Source organism: Bacillus sp. R45 (assembly GCF_021729365.1).
GTDB classification, from domain to species: domain Bacteria; phylum Bacillota; class Bacilli; order Bacillales; family Bacillaceae; genus Bacillus; species Bacillus velezensis.
This window is the reverse complement of the sequence record NZ_CP091421.1, coordinates 2,889,070-2,905,208: the sequence shown is the minus strand read 5'-3', so window position 1 is coordinate 2,905,208 and position 16,139 is coordinate 2,889,070. Positions and strand designations below refer to the sequence as shown.

The 16,139-nt window shown below is 47.3% G+C and carries 15 protein-coding genes and 1 other annotated feature; of the genes, 9 read left to right on the top strand and 6 right to left on the bottom strand.

Going from position 1 to position 16,139, the window contains the following annotated elements:
* Nucleotides 1-34 precede the first annotated feature (34 nt).
* The 4 genes from L3V45_RS14190 to L3V45_RS14175 all read left to right on the top strand — a co-directional run bounded on the left by L3V45_RS14190 (nucleotide 35) and on the right by L3V45_RS14175 (nucleotide 4,924).
* Nucleotides 35-790 carry an ABC transporter ATP-binding protein gene (locus L3V45_RS14190; RefSeq protein ID WP_003152289.1) on the top strand — a complete coding sequence of 252 codons (756 nt, stop codon included), beginning with the start codon at nucleotides 35-37 and terminating at the stop codon, nucleotides 788-790.
* Nucleotides 787-2,727 (top strand): FtsX-like permease family protein, encoded by a 1,941-nt coding sequence (locus L3V45_RS14185; protein WP_003152291.1) that lies wholly within the window; start codon nucleotides 787-789, stop codon nucleotides 2,725-2,727. Before L3V45_RS14190 ends, L3V45_RS14185 begins: the two co-directional genes overlap by 4 nt.
* 106 nt (nucleotides 2,728-2,833) lie before the next feature.
* Nucleotides 2,834-3,544: a YwaF family protein gene (locus L3V45_RS14180; protein WP_025853358.1), complete on the top strand. Its 711-nt coding sequence runs from the start codon at nucleotides 2,834-2,836 to the stop codon at nucleotides 3,542-3,544.
* 195 nt (nucleotides 3,545-3,739) lie between these two features.
* Nucleotides 3,740-4,924: an MDR family MFS transporter gene (locus L3V45_RS14175; protein WP_014305612.1), complete on the top strand. Its 1,185-nt coding sequence runs from the start codon at nucleotides 3,740-3,742 to the stop codon at nucleotides 4,922-4,924.
* A gap of 40 nt (nucleotides 4,925-4,964) precedes the next feature.
* On the opposite strand, the gene L3V45_RS14170 is transcribed toward L3V45_RS14175, so the two are convergent.
* Entirely contained in the window at nucleotides 4,965-5,750 is a 786-nt protein-coding gene (locus L3V45_RS14170) for a YtvA family blue-light photoreceptor (RefSeq protein WP_003152294.1), read from the bottom strand.
* A gap of 389 nt (nucleotides 5,751-6,139) precedes the next feature.
* Here L3V45_RS14170 and L3V45_RS14165 point away from each other — a divergent pair, with 389 nt between their 5' ends.
* The 4 genes from L3V45_RS14165 to L3V45_RS14150 all read left to right on the top strand — a co-directional run bounded on the left by L3V45_RS14165 (nucleotide 6,140) and on the right by L3V45_RS14150 (nucleotide 10,304).
* The gene (locus L3V45_RS14165; RefSeq protein WP_015418038.1) at nucleotides 6,140-6,475 is read left to right on the top strand and encodes a DUF4257 domain-containing protein; all 336 of its coding nucleotides are present in this window, start codon (nucleotides 6,140-6,142) and stop codon (nucleotides 6,473-6,475) included.
* Between the two features lie 102 nt (nucleotides 6,476-6,577).
* Nucleotides 6,578-6,791, top strand: a binding site (T-box leader).
* 109 nt (nucleotides 6,792-6,900) lie between these two features.
* Nucleotides 6,901-9,315, top strand: coding sequence for a leucine--tRNA ligase (gene leuS / locus L3V45_RS14160; protein WP_025853355.1), 2,415 nt, complete (start codon nucleotides 6,901-6,903; stop codon nucleotides 9,313-9,315).
* A gap of 116 nt (nucleotides 9,316-9,431) precedes the next feature.
* Nucleotides 9,432-9,743: a rhodanese-like domain-containing protein gene (locus L3V45_RS14155; RefSeq protein ID WP_003152299.1), complete on the top strand. Its 312-nt coding sequence runs from the start codon at nucleotides 9,432-9,434 to the stop codon at nucleotides 9,741-9,743.
* A gap of 84 nt (nucleotides 9,744-9,827) precedes the next feature.
* Nucleotides 9,828-10,304 (top strand): GNAT family N-acetyltransferase, encoded by a 477-nt coding sequence (locus L3V45_RS14150; protein WP_079005010.1) that lies wholly within the window; start codon nucleotides 9,828-9,830, stop codon nucleotides 10,302-10,304.
* Between the two features lie 36 nt (nucleotides 10,305-10,340).
* Here the strand turns inward: L3V45_RS14150 and melA are convergent, their stop codons facing one another.
* From melA to L3V45_RS14125, 5 genes are read right to left on the bottom strand one after another with little or no spacing between them, the layout of a single operon-like run.
* Nucleotides 10,341-11,639 (bottom strand): alpha-galactosidase MelA, encoded by a 1,299-nt coding sequence (melA, locus tag L3V45_RS14145; protein ID WP_003152304.1) that lies wholly within the window; start codon nucleotides 11,637-11,639, stop codon nucleotides 10,341-10,343.
* A 22-nt stretch (nucleotides 11,640-11,661) separates the two neighbouring features.
* Nucleotides 11,662-12,483 carry a carbohydrate ABC transporter permease gene (locus tag L3V45_RS14140; protein ID WP_025853350.1) on the bottom strand — a complete coding sequence of 274 codons (822 nt, stop codon included), beginning with the start codon at nucleotides 12,481-12,483 and terminating at the stop codon, nucleotides 11,662-11,664.
* On the bottom strand, nucleotides 12,480-13,394 hold the full coding sequence (locus L3V45_RS14135) for a carbohydrate ABC transporter permease (protein WP_003152306.1): 915 nt from the start codon (nucleotides 13,392-13,394) through the stop codon (nucleotides 12,480-12,482). Before L3V45_RS14135 ends, L3V45_RS14140 begins: the two co-directional genes overlap by 4 nt.
* Complete coding sequence (locus L3V45_RS14130) at nucleotides 13,391-14,668, bottom strand: ABC transporter substrate-binding protein (protein WP_015387831.1); 1,278 nt, start codon at nucleotides 14,666-14,668, stop codon at nucleotides 13,391-13,393. The genes L3V45_RS14135 and L3V45_RS14130 overlap by 4 nt, the downstream gene beginning before the upstream one ends.
* 41 nt (nucleotides 14,669-14,709) lie before the next feature.
* Entirely contained in the window at nucleotides 14,710-15,735 is a 1,026-nt protein-coding gene (locus L3V45_RS14125; protein WP_015387832.1) for a LacI family DNA-binding transcriptional regulator, read from the bottom strand.
* Between the two features lie 200 nt (nucleotides 15,736-15,935).
* Between L3V45_RS14125 and L3V45_RS14120 the strand changes: the two genes are divergently transcribed.
* Nucleotides 15,936-16,118: a sporulation protein Cse60 gene (locus tag L3V45_RS14120; protein WP_003152309.1), complete on the top strand. Its 183-nt coding sequence runs from the start codon at nucleotides 15,936-15,938 to the stop codon at nucleotides 16,116-16,118.
* Nucleotides 16,119-16,139: the final 21 nt, after the last annotated feature.

Here is a 16,139-nt window from a genome sequence, read left to right as displayed (position 1 = left end):
ATAAAGATAACCAATGTAAAAGGAGAATCATAACGTGATGATTTTAGAAGCAGGCAATATCCAAAAAAGCTACGGAAACAAGCTGAATAAACAAGAGGTGCTGAAAGGAATTGATCTTCAGATTCACAAAGGGGAATTCGTCAGCATTATGGGCCCGTCAGGATCAGGGAAAACGACCCTTTTGAATGTGCTTTCCTCCATTGATAAAGTGAGCTCGGGCACCATTAAACTGAACGAGACGGAGATTACATCCATGAAAGAAAAACAGCTTGCCGAATTCAGAAAACGGCATCTCGGCTTTATTTTTCAGGATTATAATTTATTGGACACGCTGACCGTGAAGGAAAACATACTCCTGCCGTTATCCATTACGAAAATGTCTAAGAAAGAGGCGGACCTGCGATTTGCCGAGACGGCAGAGGAGCTTGGGATCTATGATTTGAGACATAAGTATCCGAGTGAAATTTCCGGCGGACAAAAACAGCGGACGTCTGCCGCAAGAGCTGTTATTCACGAGCCGGGCATTATTTTTGCTGATGAGCCGACCGGAGCGCTCGATTCAAAGGCTGCCACGGATTTATTGAATAAACTCAGCCGCCTGAATCAAAAACGCCGCGCCACCATTGTGATGGTGACGCATGATCCGGTTGCCGCCAGCTATTCCGGACGTGTGGTTTTCATTAAAGACGGCCGTGTGTATACGCAGCTGAATAAAGGCGGTCAGGACAGACCGGACTTTTTTCAGGATATTATGAAAACGCAAAGTGTATTGGGCGGGGTTCAGGCATGAGTATTCATCATTTGATCTTCCAGAACCTGAAAAAGAATATGAAAAACTATTATCTTTACGTTTTTGCGCTGGTGTTCAGCGCCGCCCTTTATTTCGCGTTTGTCACGATGCAATACGATCCTGCGCTTGATGAAATGAAAAGCTCCATAAAAGGAGCGGCGGCAATCCGGGCCGCCTCTGTACTGCTTGTGGCGATCGTGTCGGTATTTCTTTTATACGCCAACACCATTTTTATTAAACGGCGCGGCCGGGAAATCGGCTTATTCCGATTAATCGGCATGACGAAAATGCACATTTTCCGCATACTCAGCGCAGAAAATTTCATTTTGTATTTCGGATCGATTTGGATCGGTATTTTTGCCGGCTTTTCCCTCTCGAAATTATGTATGATGATGCTGTTTCATACAGTCGGTGTGAAAGCCTCTGTATCACTGTTTTTTTCAAGCAAGGCGCTCGTTCAGACGTTAATTGTGTTCGGGGCAATTTACGTGCTGATTATGATGATGAATTACTTATTTATTAAACGGCAAAGCATTTTGTCTTTATTTAAAACCGCGTCATCGTCAGAAAGCGGCATAAGACGGCTTTCTTGGGTGCAGATGTTGATCGGCGTTGTCGGTATTGCGGCCATTATCGCCGGCTATGCTGTGTCCGCGGATTTATTCGGAGGCAGTTTTACGAGCATGAATGAACTGTTTTCGGCCATGGTGTTTATTCTCGGCTCGGTCATTATCGGAACCTATCTGTTTTATAAAGGTTCGGTCAGCTTTCTGGCAAATCTCATCCGGAAATCAAAAGGCGGGTATCTGAATGTCAGTGAAGTGCTGTCTTTGTCATCCATCATGTTCCGGATGAAGTCAAACGCCGTATTGCTGACGATTATTACGACTCTTTCGGCGCTGGCAATCGGTTTGCTGTCTTTAAGCTATATCTCGTACTACTCCGCGGAAAAATCGGCTGAGCAAAATACAGCCGCGGACTTTGCGTTTGATAACCAAAAGGAGACTGACTCTTTTACCGCTTTATTGAAGAAAAACGGAATTGAACACAAAGTAAAAACAATCAAGACCATTCAAGCCGGTGTCAATATGAAGAACATTATAAACGGCGACATGAAAAGCTTTCAACAAGACCCGTCCAGCTTGGCGCTGCCGATTATAAGCGAGAAAGACGCAGAAGGGACGGAGCTTTCTGACGGAGAAGCCGTGTTTACCGGATATAATGATATGATGAAAAGATTTCTCGACCTGAAAACGTCGGGTTCCATTGATATAAACGGCAAAACGGATAAAATACCGCTGGCGTATAAGGGCTTGAAGAACGACTTCCTCCTGTCATATACATTTACAAGCGGAGGGCTGCCGACCGTTATCGTCACGCAGCAGGTATTCGACCGGATCGAGAAAGATATCGACCCGTCCATCCAGGGAAAATCAAATCGTTTTTTCGGCATTACACTCAAACGAGAAGAGGACATCCAAAAAGCTGATGGTCTGTTTCAGGCGCAGCACTATTCAGACGGTGCGCTTTCACAATTTGAAACGGCTGACACGCAAAAGAAAAACATGGGGCTGATCATGTTTATTGTCGGCTTTTTGGGATTAACCTTTTTGATCACCTCAGGCTGTATCCTTTATTTTAAACAAATGGGCGAGTGTGAGGATGAGAAGGCTGATTATACGATATTGCGGAAGCTCGGCTTCACAACGGGAGATCTGCTGAAAGGCATCCGCCGGAAGCAGGCGTATCATTTCGGGATTCCGCTCGTTCTCGGGCTGTTCCACAGCTATTTTGCCGTTCAGTCAGGATGGTTTTTATTCGGAACGGAAGTGTGGACGCCGATGATCATCGTCATGGCGCTGTATACGCTGCTGTACTCCATCTTCGGCATGCTGTCGGTGCTGTATTATAAAAAGGTCATTCAATCCGCCTTGTAAAACAATTGAGGAGCCTCCGCATAAGCGGAGGCTTTTTTTGTATGAATAGAAGAAAGCGATTTTTAAAAGAATAGACATACGTCATTTTTTCGCGCGGGGGAGCCTTATGCAGAAGTATTTTCAATTGAAATCTGAAACAGGGGCCTTTCATCTTTTTTCCAAGGAACACATTTTCACATTGTTGATCATCGGATTGCTGGGGGCGGGCGTGATCGTATTCCGGAAAAAGCTCAACCAGAGCCGTATGATCCGCTATGTACTATTCATTCTCCTTGCCGTGTCGCAGATCAGCTATCATATATGGCTGCTTTGTCATCATGCCTGGTCGCTGAAAACAGCTCTGCCGCTGCAGCTGAGCGACCTTTCCGTCTATTTGGCGATGCTGATGGTCATGACAAAAAGCAAAAAGCTATTCGCCTTCCTCTATTTTGCCGGTTTGGGCAGCGCCGTACAGGCGATGGCAACACCTGATTTAGGGGCGTATTCTTTCCCGCATTTTCGATACATCGTGTTTTTCGTCTCCCACGGCTGTGTTTTTCTTACCTGTCTATTCATGGCCGCTTCAGAAAGGTACAGGCCGTCGGCGCGCGGGCTGTGGGTGTCGGTGCTGATCGTAAATCTGTACGGGGCGTGTGTCTTTTTTATTGATCGTGTGCTGAATGCAAATTATCTATATTTAATGAAAAAACCGAAGACCGCTTCGCTTCTGAATGTTTTCGGACCTTGGCCGTGGTATCTTCTATCAATGGAAGCGGCGGTGATATTGAGCTTTTTCATTCTGTATATGCCGTTTTGGCTGCTGAGGAAAAGAGCATGAAGCCGGGCTGTTTTTGCGAATCCAATCATTTGTAATTTTTTCAACATTCCGGCATTATTTTTTTCAGATTCTGATGTTGAAAAAAGACGTCCGCGGCGATAGAATGAATGTGCTATGATAACGTGATCGATACGGAGCCGCGGCTTGCGGTTTCCGTTTTTTCATGGGGTTTTTTATAGAGAGAGGGGGATCGGTATGCCGCGCGCTTTGAAGATATTAATCATCGGAATGTTTATCAATGTGACGGGCGCATCTTTTTTGTGGCCGCTGAATACGATCTATATTCATAATCATTTAGGGAAATCGCTGACTGTTGCGGGGATTGTTCTGATGCTGAATTCCGGGGCCAGTGTGGCGGGGAATTTATGCGGCGGATTTTTGTTTGATAAAATCGGCGGATTCAAATCCATTATGCTAGGCATTATGATCACATTGGCAAGTCTTCTCGGACTCGTTCTGTTTCACCAATGGCCCGTTTATATTTGGCTGCTCATCATTGTCGGCTTCGGTTCCGGTATCGTGTTTCCGGCCAGTTACGCCATGGCGGGAGCGGTATGGAAAGAAGGCGGGCGGAGAGCTTTTAATGCGATTTATGTAGCTCAGAACGCAGGTGTCGCCGTGGGCTCGGCACTCGGCGGGATGGTTGCGGCGTACTCGTTTACGTACGTGTTTTTAGCCAATGCTTTGCTGTATGTGCTGTTTTTCCTTATCGTATTTTTCGGGTTTCGAAATATCAAAACCGGAAATGCGAGCCAGGTTTCTGTTCTGGACTACGAGCCTGTCAGCAGCAGAACGAAATTTACGGCGCTTCTCATATTGAGCGGCGGGTATGTTCTCGGGTGGATTGCCTATTCGCAGTGGTCCACAACCGTTGCGTCACATACTCAAAGCATCGGTATGCCGCTTTCATTATACAGTGTGCTCTGGACCGTAAACGGAATATTAATTGTCGCCGGACAGCCTCTCATAGGAGCTGTTCTGAAAAAATGGTCCGGCGCGTTAAAAACGCAGATGGTCATCGGCTTTTGTATTTTTATCGTTTCGTTCGGCGTGCTTCTTAGCGCCAAGCAATTTCCGATGTACCTCACCGCAATGGTGATTTTAACCGTCGGAGAAATGCTTGTCTGGCCTGCCGTTCCTACCATTGCCAATCAGCTTGCGCCTAAGGGGAAAGAAGGGTTTTACCAAGGATTCGTCAACAGTGCGGCGACGGGCGGCAGAATGATCGGGCCGCTCCTTGGCGGCGTGCTGGTTGATCAGTACGGCATGAGCGTGCTGCTGTTGATCCTGATGGTGCTTCTTGTTGTCAGCATCGCAGCGACGGTGCTGTACGACAAACGCCTGAAAACCGTTAATAAACAAAACGTCCAAGTGCGATGACGACATAAAAAATCCCGCTGTTTCGGCGGGATTTTTTTGTTTATACGACCGGAAGCACGTTGACGGCGTCCTTAACGTTTAAATACGTCTTTAATGAAGAAAAGCTGGCATCAAGCTGATTCATTCTCATGGCGAGGGAAGGCTTGATCCCGGTGATAATCAGTTCTGTGCCGATTAATTTAAGCAGGTGGTGCAATTTGAAAATCTGGTCTGCCGTCTGTTCGTTTACCTCGGCCAAACCTGATAAGTCTATAATTAAGTAATCATCTTTAGATGCGGTTAATATGTCCGTCAAAGTTGTCACAATTGAATCAAATCGTTCTTCCGTTAAGTTTCCCACTAACGGCAAGGCGGAGATGCCGTTTCGGATCGGAACAATCGGTGTTGACAGCGTCGTGATTTCTGTGAGGGAATCCTCCAGGAGCTTTTCGTATTCTTTCTGCTCTGTAATGTCTTTTTGAAAACCGACAAAATAGAGCTTGTCTTCAACATACAGAGGATCAATGTTGAGTTCATTCCAAAACGGGGTGCCGTCTTTTTTGACATTTTTCAGCCGCACCGTGATCTTTTCTTTCTGGTTTAAGCTCTTTCTTATTTTCGCGACTTGTTGACGGTCGGTTTCTTTGCTTTGCAGAAATCTGCAGTTCTTACCTAATATCTCTTCGGAAGCGTAGCCTGTCATATCCATAAATCCCTGATTTGTATATATGATGGGATTGTCCTCAAGAGAGGGGTCTGTAATCACCACGCCGATGCGTGCGTGATCAAGCGCCTTTTTGATAAGCTCCAGCTGCTCCAGTTTTCCGGATACATTTGAGTCAGCCATGTAAAACCCCCTTTTGGCCGTAAAGCTGCACGCTTTTTTCAGCCGTTGTTTCTCCCCTTTTTAAATGAATCTACAGTAACCGTAGCATAACATATGTTCTGATTCAAGCAGCCGAAGTTTGCAATTTGTCATTCGGGCTTGTCCTCATATACACTGAATATATAAGGGGAAGGCACATCATCGCTAAGTAAGTGACTAGGTCATTGTCACTGGGTGAAAAATGAATCTAATGCATCAAGCTTACCGATCATGTGTTCACATATAATGGAAGAAACAAGCTTTTTACTTTCCTGCTCAATCGCCGGTATGTAGATATCGAAAATCATCGTATTCGTAAGGGGGCTGGATGGCCTGAAGTCGCTTTACTAAATAAGGGCTTTAGGAAGGTGATGAAGATGCTGCATCAGGTAATAATTGCTTGTGTAATTGGAGGCATCATGGGGGTTCTCGGTCATGTGAAAAAGAGAGGCAGGCTGGAGAAACCCAGAATGACAAAGCGGTTTATCTATCTCGGTTTTTTGGAAGATGGTTTTATCGGAATGGCTGCTTCCATCTTACTTGTCTTATCCGCTGACCCCGATTCAGGAATTCAACTCGTCATCTTATCCATAATCGCAGGCTACGGCGGAGAAGCTGTTCTCAGGAGCTTTGATTTTGTCAGAGAACAAAACAGTGATTCGGCCGAAGCAAAACCACACCAGCAAAAAAATCCTCCATCAAAATAATATCCCCGCTCACGACCCGTTCCGGGTACATTCCCATTGTATACAAACCTGCTTGCACTTATGAACAGAATTCTATAAAATACAGGTAAGATTACGGTAGCGATAAGAACAGTGAAGAGGAGCAGTAAGAAGCAGATTTCGCACTCAGAGAATTGACGGCCGGTGCAAGTCAATCAAGTCTGTTTCCGAACTCGCCTCAGAGTTGCAGCGGCAAAACCGCTGACGCATAACTGCGTTAAAAGTATCAAGTGAGTGCGGCTTAAAACCGCGCTAACGAGGGTGGTACCGCGGGAAACAAAAATCTCTCGTCCCTTTTAGGGATGAGGGAGTTTTTTTTAGTTTTAGAATAATCTGAATATAATCTTCCTCATCCCGTCAATACTTGGACTACATACGCCGTATTCAATCAGAAGGAGGTTTTTACGTTGAGTTTTCAGCACGAAAAAATAGAAAAGAAATGGCAGAATTACTGGTTGGATCATAAAACGTTCGCCGTCAGTGAAGAGAATGACAAGCCGAAGTTTTACGCGCTTGACATGTTTCCGTATCCTTCAGGAGCCGGCCTTCATGTCGGACATCCGGAAGGCTATACGGCAACCGATATCCTTTCTCGCATGAGACGCATGCAAGGGTACAATGTGCTTCATCCGATGGGATGGGACGCGTTCGGGCTTCCTGCCGAGCAATACGCGCTTGACACGGGGAATGATCCGGCTGAGTTCACAAAACAAAATATAGATAATTTCCGCCGCCAGATCCAATCACTCGGATTTTCTTATGATTGGGGTCGTGAAATCAATACGACTGATCCGGACTATTACAAGTGGACGCAGTGGATCTTCACCAAGCTGTACGAAAAAGGGCTCGCATACGTAGACGAAGTGCCGGTCAACTGGTGCCCGGCGCTCGGAACGGTGCTTGCGAACGAAGAAGTCATTGACGGCAAAAGCGAGCGGGGCGGCCATCCGGTTGAACGCCGCCCGATGAGACAATGGATGCTGAAAATCACCGCTTATGCGGACAGGCTTCTTGAAGATTTAGAAGAACTTGACTGGCCGGAAAGCATTAAAGACATGCAGCGCAACTGGATCGGACGCTCAGAAGGCGCAAACGTGCATTTCGCGATCGACGGCACTGATGACACGTTTACGGTGTTTACGACAAGACCGGACACGCTGTTCGGCGCGGCTTATGCCGTACTGGCTCCTGAGCATGAGCTTGTGGAGGCCATCACGACGCCTGAACAAAAAGAAGCGGTAGACGCTTATGTTAAAGAAGTTCAGGCGAAAAGTGACCTGGAACGGACGGATCTTGCGAAAACAAAAACGGGCGTCTTCACAGGTGCATATGCCGTAAACCCTGCAAACGGGGAAAAGCTGCCGATCTGGATAGCGGATTATGTCCTCGCCTCTTACGGAACGGGCGCTGTAATGGCCGTGCCGGCGCATGACGAACGTGATTTTGAATTCGCCAAAGTGTTCAGCCTGCCTGTCAAAGAAGTCGTAAAAGGCGGAAACACGGAAGAAGAAGCGTACACGGGAGACGGAGAACATGTCAATTCCGGCTTTCTGAACGGACTGAATAAAGCGGAAGCGATTGAAAAAATGATCGCCTGGCTTGAAGAAACGAAAAACGGTGAGAAAAAAGTGACATACCGTCTGCGTGATTGGCTGTTCAGCCGCCAGCGCTATTGGGGCGAGCCGATTCCGGTCATTCATTGGGAAGACGGCACGTCAACAGCCGTTCCGGCGGAAGAGCTGCCGCTGATTCTGCCGAAAACCGATGAGATCAAACCGAGCGGAACAGGTGAATCACCGCTTGCCAACATTAAAGAGTGGGTGGAAGTCACTGATCCTGAAACGGGCAGAAAAGGCAGAAGAGAAACGAACACGATGCCGCAATGGGCGGGAAGCTGCTGGTATTTCCTCCGCTTTATCGACCCGAAAAATCCGGATCAGCTCGCTTCACCTGAGAAACTGGATAAATGGCTGCCCGTTGATATTTACATCGGAGGAGCGGAGCATGCCGTGCTTCACCTTCTGTACGCTCGTTTCTGGCATAAATTCCTCTATGATATCGGTGTCGTGCCGACGAAAGAACCGTTCCAAAAGCTGTATAACCAAGGGATGATTCTCGGGGAAAACAATGAAAAAATGAGTAAATCCCGCGGAAACGTCGTCAATCCGGATGAAATTGTGGCGTCTCACGGAGCAGATACGCTTCGCCTGTACGAAATGTTTATGGGGCCGCTTGACGCATCTATCGCCTGGTCTGAATCAGGCCTTGACGGAGCGCGCCGCTTCCTTGACCGCGTATGGCGTTTGTTTATCGAGGAAAACGGCGAGCTGACGGGCAAAGTGACAGAAGGCGCGGGCGAAACTCTTGAGCGCGTCTATCATGAAACGGTCATGAAAGTGACAGAAAACTTCGAAGCCCTTCGTTTTAACACGGGCATTTCTCAGCTGATGGTGTTCATTAATGAAGCTTACAAAGCGAATGAACTGCCGAGAGAATATATCGAAGGTTTTGTGAAGCTGCTTTCTCCTGTTGCGCCGCATTTGGCGGAAGAACTGTGGGAAAAACTCGGCCACGAAGGTTCGATTGCATACGAGGCTTGGCCTGCTTATGACGAATCAAAACTGGTGGACGATGAAGTGGAAATCGTCGTCCAGCTGAACGGAAAAGTAAAAGCGAAATTAATGGTTCCGGCTGATGCTGATAAAGCAGCGTTAGAACAGCTCGCACAAGCTGACGAAAAAGTAAAAGAGCAGCTTGAAGGAAAAACGATCCGAAAAATTATTGCCGTACCGGGCAAGCTTGTCAATATCGTGGCAAACTGACCGGACGAAGCCCCTCTCCTACAGAGAGGGGCTTTTTTATCAGGCCTCTATCATAGAAATTGCACCGCGGGCTTTGGTATACTTAACACCATAAAGATGAATGGGAGTGTCACGCATTGAAAATAAATGAAATCAGCACAGCCGCACTGGAAGAAAAATTAAAAGCGGGAGAAGAGCTGTATCTGATTGATGTCAGAGAAGACGAAGAAGTTGCCGAAGGAATGATTCCGGAGGCCGTTCATATCCGCATGGGGGACATCCCTGAGAAGATGGATGCGTTAGACAAGGACAAGGAATATGTATTTATCTGCCGTTCCGGAAAAAGAAGCATGAACGTTTGTATGTATTTACATGAGCAGGGCTTCCGTACAGTTAATGTTGAAGGCGGCATGCTGGAGTGGGAAGGCGAAACAAAGCCGAAGAAATAACGCTTTGAAGTGAAAGAAGAAAAGGGACGTGCGTCTTTTTCTTCTTTTTTTATAAAAAAACGGGAGGCGAATCAGGTGAAACCGATGATCCGCGCGATGAAAACAAACGATATCAAACAGGTCCGGCAAGTCGCAGAACGCAGCTGGCATCATACGTATGAAGGGATTATTCCCAGACACATTCAGGATCAGTTTCTCGAATCCGCCTATCAGGATGAGATGATGGAACGCCGGCTCTTGCATTCTTTATTCTTTGTGGCGGAAGAAGAGGGGCGAGTGCTCGGTTTTGCAAATGCCACCCCGGTTCAAAAAGACGGAAATGCGGAGCTGACCGCCATCTATATTGATCCGGATTGCCAGGGAAGCGGGATAGGCACGGCACTTCTTAAAGAATGCATCAGGCAGTCCGGCGGGGTAAAAAAGCTTTATGTCCATGCAGAAAAAGAGAACCGTATCGCCTTATCCTTTTATCAAGCGAAAGGGTTTCAAAGGGTATGTGAATTTGAAGAGGATTTTAAAGGACACACCTTACAGACGGTCAAACTGGTGCTGAACATATAAAGCGATCCAGCCCGCCCGGGACCGGATCGCGAATGATCAGTGATAAGCCGGAAGCCGGTCTTTGTGCGCTTCAAATAAGTCATCGCACAAAGAGATGATGTCATTCATGGAAAGCTCGGCGCTCGTATGCGGATCAAGCATGGCCGCTTGATATACGGCTTCCTTTTTTAATGTAACGGCCGCTTCGATGGTTAAAAGCTGTGTGTTGATGTTTGTTCTGTTGAGCGCCGCGAGCTGCTCCGGAAGTTCGCCGGAATAGCACGGCATAATTTGGTTTTTAACGGCGGCGCACGGCACTTCAACGACCGCTTTCGCCGGCAGATTCGGTATCAGCCCGGTATTCAGCACATTGCCGCCGAATGTGAACGGACGGCCCGTCTCCATCGCTTCTATAATTCTCGAACCGTATTCTTTCGAGCGTTCATGCGTCAGGTTTTGGTTGTTGATGATCCCGTCTCTCATCGTTTCCCAGTTTTTGATTTGTTCCGCGCATCTCCTCGGATATTCATCAAGCGGAATTTGGAGTTCATCTATCAGCTCCGGATACCGGCTTTTTATAAAATACGGGTGATATTCGGCATTATGCTCAGATGATTCCGTCACGTAGCAGCCGAATTTATCCATCAGCTCAAACCGCACCATGTCCTTATGTTTCGTCTTTTGTTTTTCGCGTGCCCGTCTTTTAATTTCCGGATATAAATCAATTCCGTCTTTTTTAATCTCCAAAAGCCAAGCCATATGGTTGATGCCGGCAATGCGTTCTTCCGTACCTTCGTGATCCATGCCGAGTGAGTCGAACAGATCTTTGGTACAGACCTGGACGCTGTGGCACAGGCCGACCGTTTTGACATTTGTATGTCTGAGCATCGCTCCGGTCAGAGAGGCCATCGGATTTGTATAGTTTAACAGCCACGCATCCGGGCAGACCTCTTCCATGTCTTTTGCAATGTCAAATAAAACGGGGATGGTGCGGAGGGAACGGAAAATGCCGCCTATTCCGACGGTATCGGCAATCGTCTGGCGGAGACCGTACCGCTTCGGGATGTCAAAGTCAATGACCGTCGCGGGTTTATAGCCTCCGACCTGAATGGCGTTTATCACATAGCCGGCGTGTGTAAGCGCCTGTTTTCGGTCATCGTAGGAGATGATGGATATACTCGGATTGTAGCGGTCTCTCATGTTTTCCAGCATGAGCTGAGATTCTTTCAGCCGTACAGCGTCAATATCATAAAGCGCGAATTCAAATCCGTTTAATGCTTCAGTCAGTAAACAGTCCCCCAATACATTTTTTGCGAAAATCGTGCTCCCCGCTCCGATAAACGTAATTTTCTTCAACAGAAATTCCTCCCTTTTCTTCTCAGCCTTTGACCGCCCCGGAGGACAGCCCTGAGATAAAATATTTTTGAAGCGCCAAAAACAATACGACCATCGGCAGCATCGCCATAATTGCGGCTGCGGCGACTAAGTGAAGATTGTTCGCGTTTTCGCCGAAGAACCCCGCCATGGCCACGGTCAATGTCTGCACCTTTTGATCTTGTAAAAAGAAAATCGCAAATTGGTAATCGTTCCAGATAAACACGCAGGAAATAATGCAGACCGTTGCGGTAATCGGTTTCAACAAAGGAAACACGATTGTATAAAAAGTCCTGATCAATCCCGCGCCGTCCATCTTGGCGGCTTCCTCAAGTTCTTTCGGAATGGAAGAGCGGATAAACCCTGAATATAAGAAAACGGTCAGCGGCATATATGCAGCCGTATTAATGAGAATGGCTGCGGCATGCGTATTGACCAGCCCCGCATCAGCGACCATCTTGTATAAAGGAACCATGGAAGTCAAAGGCGGGATAATCATGATGGAAATCAAAAGGCCGAAGACGATTTTGTTCAGCTTTGTATTTCTTCTAGCGAGCGGGTATGCGGCAAGCGAACCCATGAAAATTAGCAAGGCGGCGGAAACGGCTGTAATAATGATCGTGTTCAGAAAGGATTGCCCGAGAGAGGCACGCTCCCATGCTTCACGAAAATTCTGAAATGAAAAGGCGGATGGCAGCGACCATTTTGAACTGTAGTCTCCTTTTGCTTTTAATGACGTGGTCAGCAAAATATAAAAGGGGACAATATGAACGCACGAGATAACGGCAGCCAACAGCGTAAAAATCCGCATTCGGGCTGTTTTCATGACATTTCCGTCTCCTTTCGCTTGAAATACACGAGAGCCGAAAAGCTGATGACAAGAATAATAACGGACATAAACACGCCTTGGGCGGCGGCATATCCCGCATCCTGCCGTTTAAAATATAAATCATACATAAACGTCGACATCGATTGAGAGGAATTGCCCGGCCCGCCTGCGGTCAGAGCGAAAATGACATCAAACAGCTTCAGCCCGCCGATGATATTGATGACCATGTTGATGGTGACAGCCGGCATCAATAATGGCAGGGTGATGGTGAAAAACGGCTGAAGACCTCCCGCGCCATCCATTTTTGCAGCTTCATAATAATCTTTCGGAATGCTTTGCAGCCCCGCCAAATATACAATCATCGCAATGCCTGCGTATTGATACGTGTTAATCATGACGATAATCCACGGGTTTGCCGCAGGGCTTGCCAAGGCGTTGACAGGTCCGATTCCCAGTGCGCCCAGTACATCATTCAGCGCACCCCCGTCATATGAGAAAATAAAATACCAAATGTATCCCATAATCAGCGGACTGATAATGACGGGCAGGTAGACGATCGTTCTTGTGAGCGCCTTCATTTTTAAGCTCTGATTCAAAAGCAGCGCATATAAAAGTCCGAGCATATTCTGAAAAAAAGTGCTTCCGATGCCGTAAAGCAAAGTGTTTTTCACAATAAGCCACGTGTCCGGATCTGTAAAAAGCCTTTTATATTGAGTGACCCCCACCCATTGATACGTCTGTGAGAAGCCGTTCCAGTTTGTGAATGTGATAAAAGCGCCTTTGACAAAGGGAAAAATCATGAAAATAAAAACCGTGGCAAGAGCGGGAACGTACATCCACCACAGTGACGCGGGTTTTACCGGCTTTTGATGCTGAAATCCTTGGGTTTCTCTTGCAAGATCACTCATTCTTTGTCAGCTCCTTGTGAATCAGATTGAAGACGGAGCCGCTTATATTCCCTGCCGAGTTTCGCCGAAACTTCCGCGGGGGTTAAGATATCGGCCGTCAGCTCCTGCCCGGCTGTCCCCATCACATCCCACATTCCGTTCGGCAAATAAAGGCGGTCAAAATAAGGCTGCACCTTAATATGCTGATAGCGCTTATAGTCATTTGCGTAGAAAATGTCCGTTTGCACATTCACTAATCCGGCCGGAAGCGAGGTCGCTTCGGCAATTGATTTCGCATGCTCGGGACGGGCCATAAATGCGATGAACTGTTTCGCTTCTTCAAGCCGCGGGGAATCCTTGAATGCCGCCAGCGTGTAACGTTCGCCTCCGATCCAAACCGGCGCGTCTCCCTTGTGGACGGCCGGGGTCGGTATGATGCCGACTTTTACCTTCGGATTGATTTGAGCGACGTCTTGGCCGAGGGTGCCGCCCTGCAGCGTAAAGGCGATTTTGTTTTGCGCCATCAGTTCAATGAGCTGGGACCGTTTTGCCGTCACGGCATCTATATTGAGCAGGCTTTCCTTTTGCATCTCTTTCAGTTTGTCAGATAAATAGGTGAAGTGTGTCCAGCGGAAGGTTCCGTTTAACAGCTGTTTTTTGTAACGGTGTGCGGGATCTGTGATGAGAAGCGGTGCGGCGAATTGATCGTAATATTGGGCAAATGAGCTTTTCTCATAGCCGGCAAACCAGAAGGGGGTGACTGTTCCGCCGCTTTTTTCTTTAATCTGTCTCAGTGCCTTCATAAAATCATCCATTGTTTCCGGCGGTTTGATTCTGTATTTTTCCAACATTGTGCGGTTGTAGGCCAGTCCGTCCTTTGCCTGATTCAGAGGGAAGGCGTATATTCTGCCTTTGGCGTCTTTGAGCATGCTGTTTAAATTCGGATCGAGCCGCTTCGTCCAAGACATGCCGCTGAGGTCGGCGGTATATTCTCCGTAGCGGATTTTAGCCCAGCCGTGTGTGTCGAAAAGATCGGGCATGTCACCGGCTGCCATTCTGACCCTCATCATATTTTCGTAGTCATTGCCTGGGAAATGAACGTTTACTTGAATGTCCGGATGTTCTTTTTGGAATGAATCAGCCAACTTTCTGAATACGGCGCGTTCGCTGTCTGAGGATATTGTGGAATAGACTGTCAATGTTTTCTGCTTTTCTCCGGCGCCGCTCTGTTCTGCCGAGCAGCCGGGTAGTATCATGCAAGTAAAAGAAAGAAACAAAGCCAGTAAGCGTTTCATCTTTTCCTCCTTTAAATATGATATAAACGCTGCGGGACATGTCACCTCCTTTCTTGTGAGCCGCAGCTTTGTCTGACAATCAATGAAGTGGGGAGCGTCACGGCCAGCGGGACGGTTCTGCCGTTTAAACGGTCGAGAAGCAATTTGACACCCGTCCGGCCCATCTCTTCCGTGTATACTTTTACCGTTGATAACGGCGTGCTGGCGTATTCTGCCTCATCAATTCCGTTGAAGCTGACAATTGCCGTATCGCGCGGGACTTGAAGGCCGGCTTCCTGCAAGGCTTTTAAAGCGCCGACAGCCATCGAATCACTTGCGATAAAAAAGGCATCGGGGAGACTTCCGCCTTTGATGGCTTCATTCATCAGCCGGAACCCTTCGTGCATGCTGTATTCGCCGATCAGTACATGCTCCGGCCCGGCTCCGGCCATTTGTAAGAAAGCGGTCAGACGCTTATCCTCAATCGTTTTATTGCTGTTTACACCGTCTATGACGGTATGCTCCCGTTCCCGGCCGCCGATATAACCGAGCCGCTGGTAACCGAGCGACAGAAGATGTTCGATCGCCTTTTGCGCTGCGGCATAAAAATCCACGCTGACAGAATCGTAGCGGGCGGGATCGGGGGTGCCGTTAACAAATACCGCGTGCCTGAAAGCGGCGCTGATATTCGTAAGCGCCTCGTCTTGCAGGCTGCCGATTACGATCACGCCGTCCAGATCGTGAAACATATGCTCTTGAAAAGACCCGAGATGGATAGAAGATGTGATAAAAACTTTTTGCCGAAAGCATTCTTCCTCAATGCCTTTTCGGATCGCTGAAAAATAAGGATCCTGCCGTTCTTCTTCCGGTGACAGGCAGCTGACAACGCCGATCAGGGGGGCTGAATCGCTGCGGCTGCGGTTCTTCCGTTTTTTTGCCGACGGCTGATAGCCCAGCTCATCGGCGATCCTCAGAACTTTTTCTCTTGTTTCATCAGTCACGGCCAAAGAGTCATCCTTATTCAAAATTCTCGATACTGTCGCGCTGGATACAGATGCCTGTAAGGCAATATCTTTGAGACGGACCATTTCGTATCTCCTTTTTACTAAATATTTACTAAACAGAAATGACCTGGTTATTGTTAAAATGATATTATCATATATTAGTAAGCGTTTTCAATAACTATTTTTGGTTACTTTTAGTAAAAATCAGTAAAAAAGAAAATCTGTTTTTCTCTATCATATTTCAATTGAACCGGAATAAATTGATAGAGAAAGGAGAGGGTGATGTGCTGAAGATAGCTGTTTTTGATGAGGAGCATGAAAAGGATCTGCAGACTGAAGTCAATACATTTTTAAAGGGGATTTCTGATGAACAGCTCGTTGATATTAAATATACGGTAGCGGCGGCCTGTGATCCTGAAGGTGAGCAGCTTTATTGTTTTTCCGCTCTCATTTTATACCGAAAATAAAAAAGCCCGGATGAAATACCG

Excerpts from the sequence above, each read along its gene's own strand:
- L3V45_RS14180 (WP_025853358.1), top strand. The coding sequence starts at position 2,834 with ATGCAGAAGTATTTTCAATTGAAATCTGAAACAGGGGCCTTTCATCTT.
- L3V45_RS14140 (WP_025853350.1), bottom strand. The coding sequence starts at position 12,483 with ATGAAAACAGCCCGAATGCGGATTTTTACGCTGTTGGCTGCCGTTATC.
- L3V45_RS14175 (WP_014305612.1), top strand. The coding sequence starts at position 3,740 with ATGCCGCGCGCTTTGAAGATATTAATCATCGGAATGTTTATCAATGTG.
- L3V45_RS14185 (WP_003152291.1), top strand. The coding sequence starts at position 787 with ATGAGTATTCATCATTTGATCTTCCAGAACCTGAAAAAGAATATGAAA.
- L3V45_RS14170 (WP_003152294.1), bottom strand. The coding sequence starts at position 5,750 with ATGGCTGACTCAAATGTATCCGGAAAACTGGAGCAGCTGGAGCTTATC.
- L3V45_RS14165 (WP_015418038.1), top strand. The coding sequence starts at position 6,140 with ATGAAGATGCTGCATCAGGTAATAATTGCTTGTGTAATTGGAGGCATC.
- L3V45_RS14150 (WP_079005010.1), top strand. The coding sequence starts at position 9,828 with ATGATCCGCGCGATGAAAACAAACGATATCAAACAGGTCCGGCAAGTC.
- L3V45_RS14135 (WP_003152306.1), bottom strand. The coding sequence starts at position 13,394 with ATGAGTGATCTTGCAAGAGAAACCCAAGGATTTCAGCATCAAAAGCCG.
- L3V45_RS14130 (WP_015387831.1), bottom strand. The coding sequence starts at position 14,668 with ATGAAACGCTTACTGGCTTTGTTTCTTTCTTTTACTTGCATGATACTA.
- L3V45_RS14125 (WP_015387832.1), bottom strand. The coding sequence starts at position 15,735 with ATGGTCCGTCTCAAAGATATTGCCTTACAGGCATCTGTATCCAGCGCG.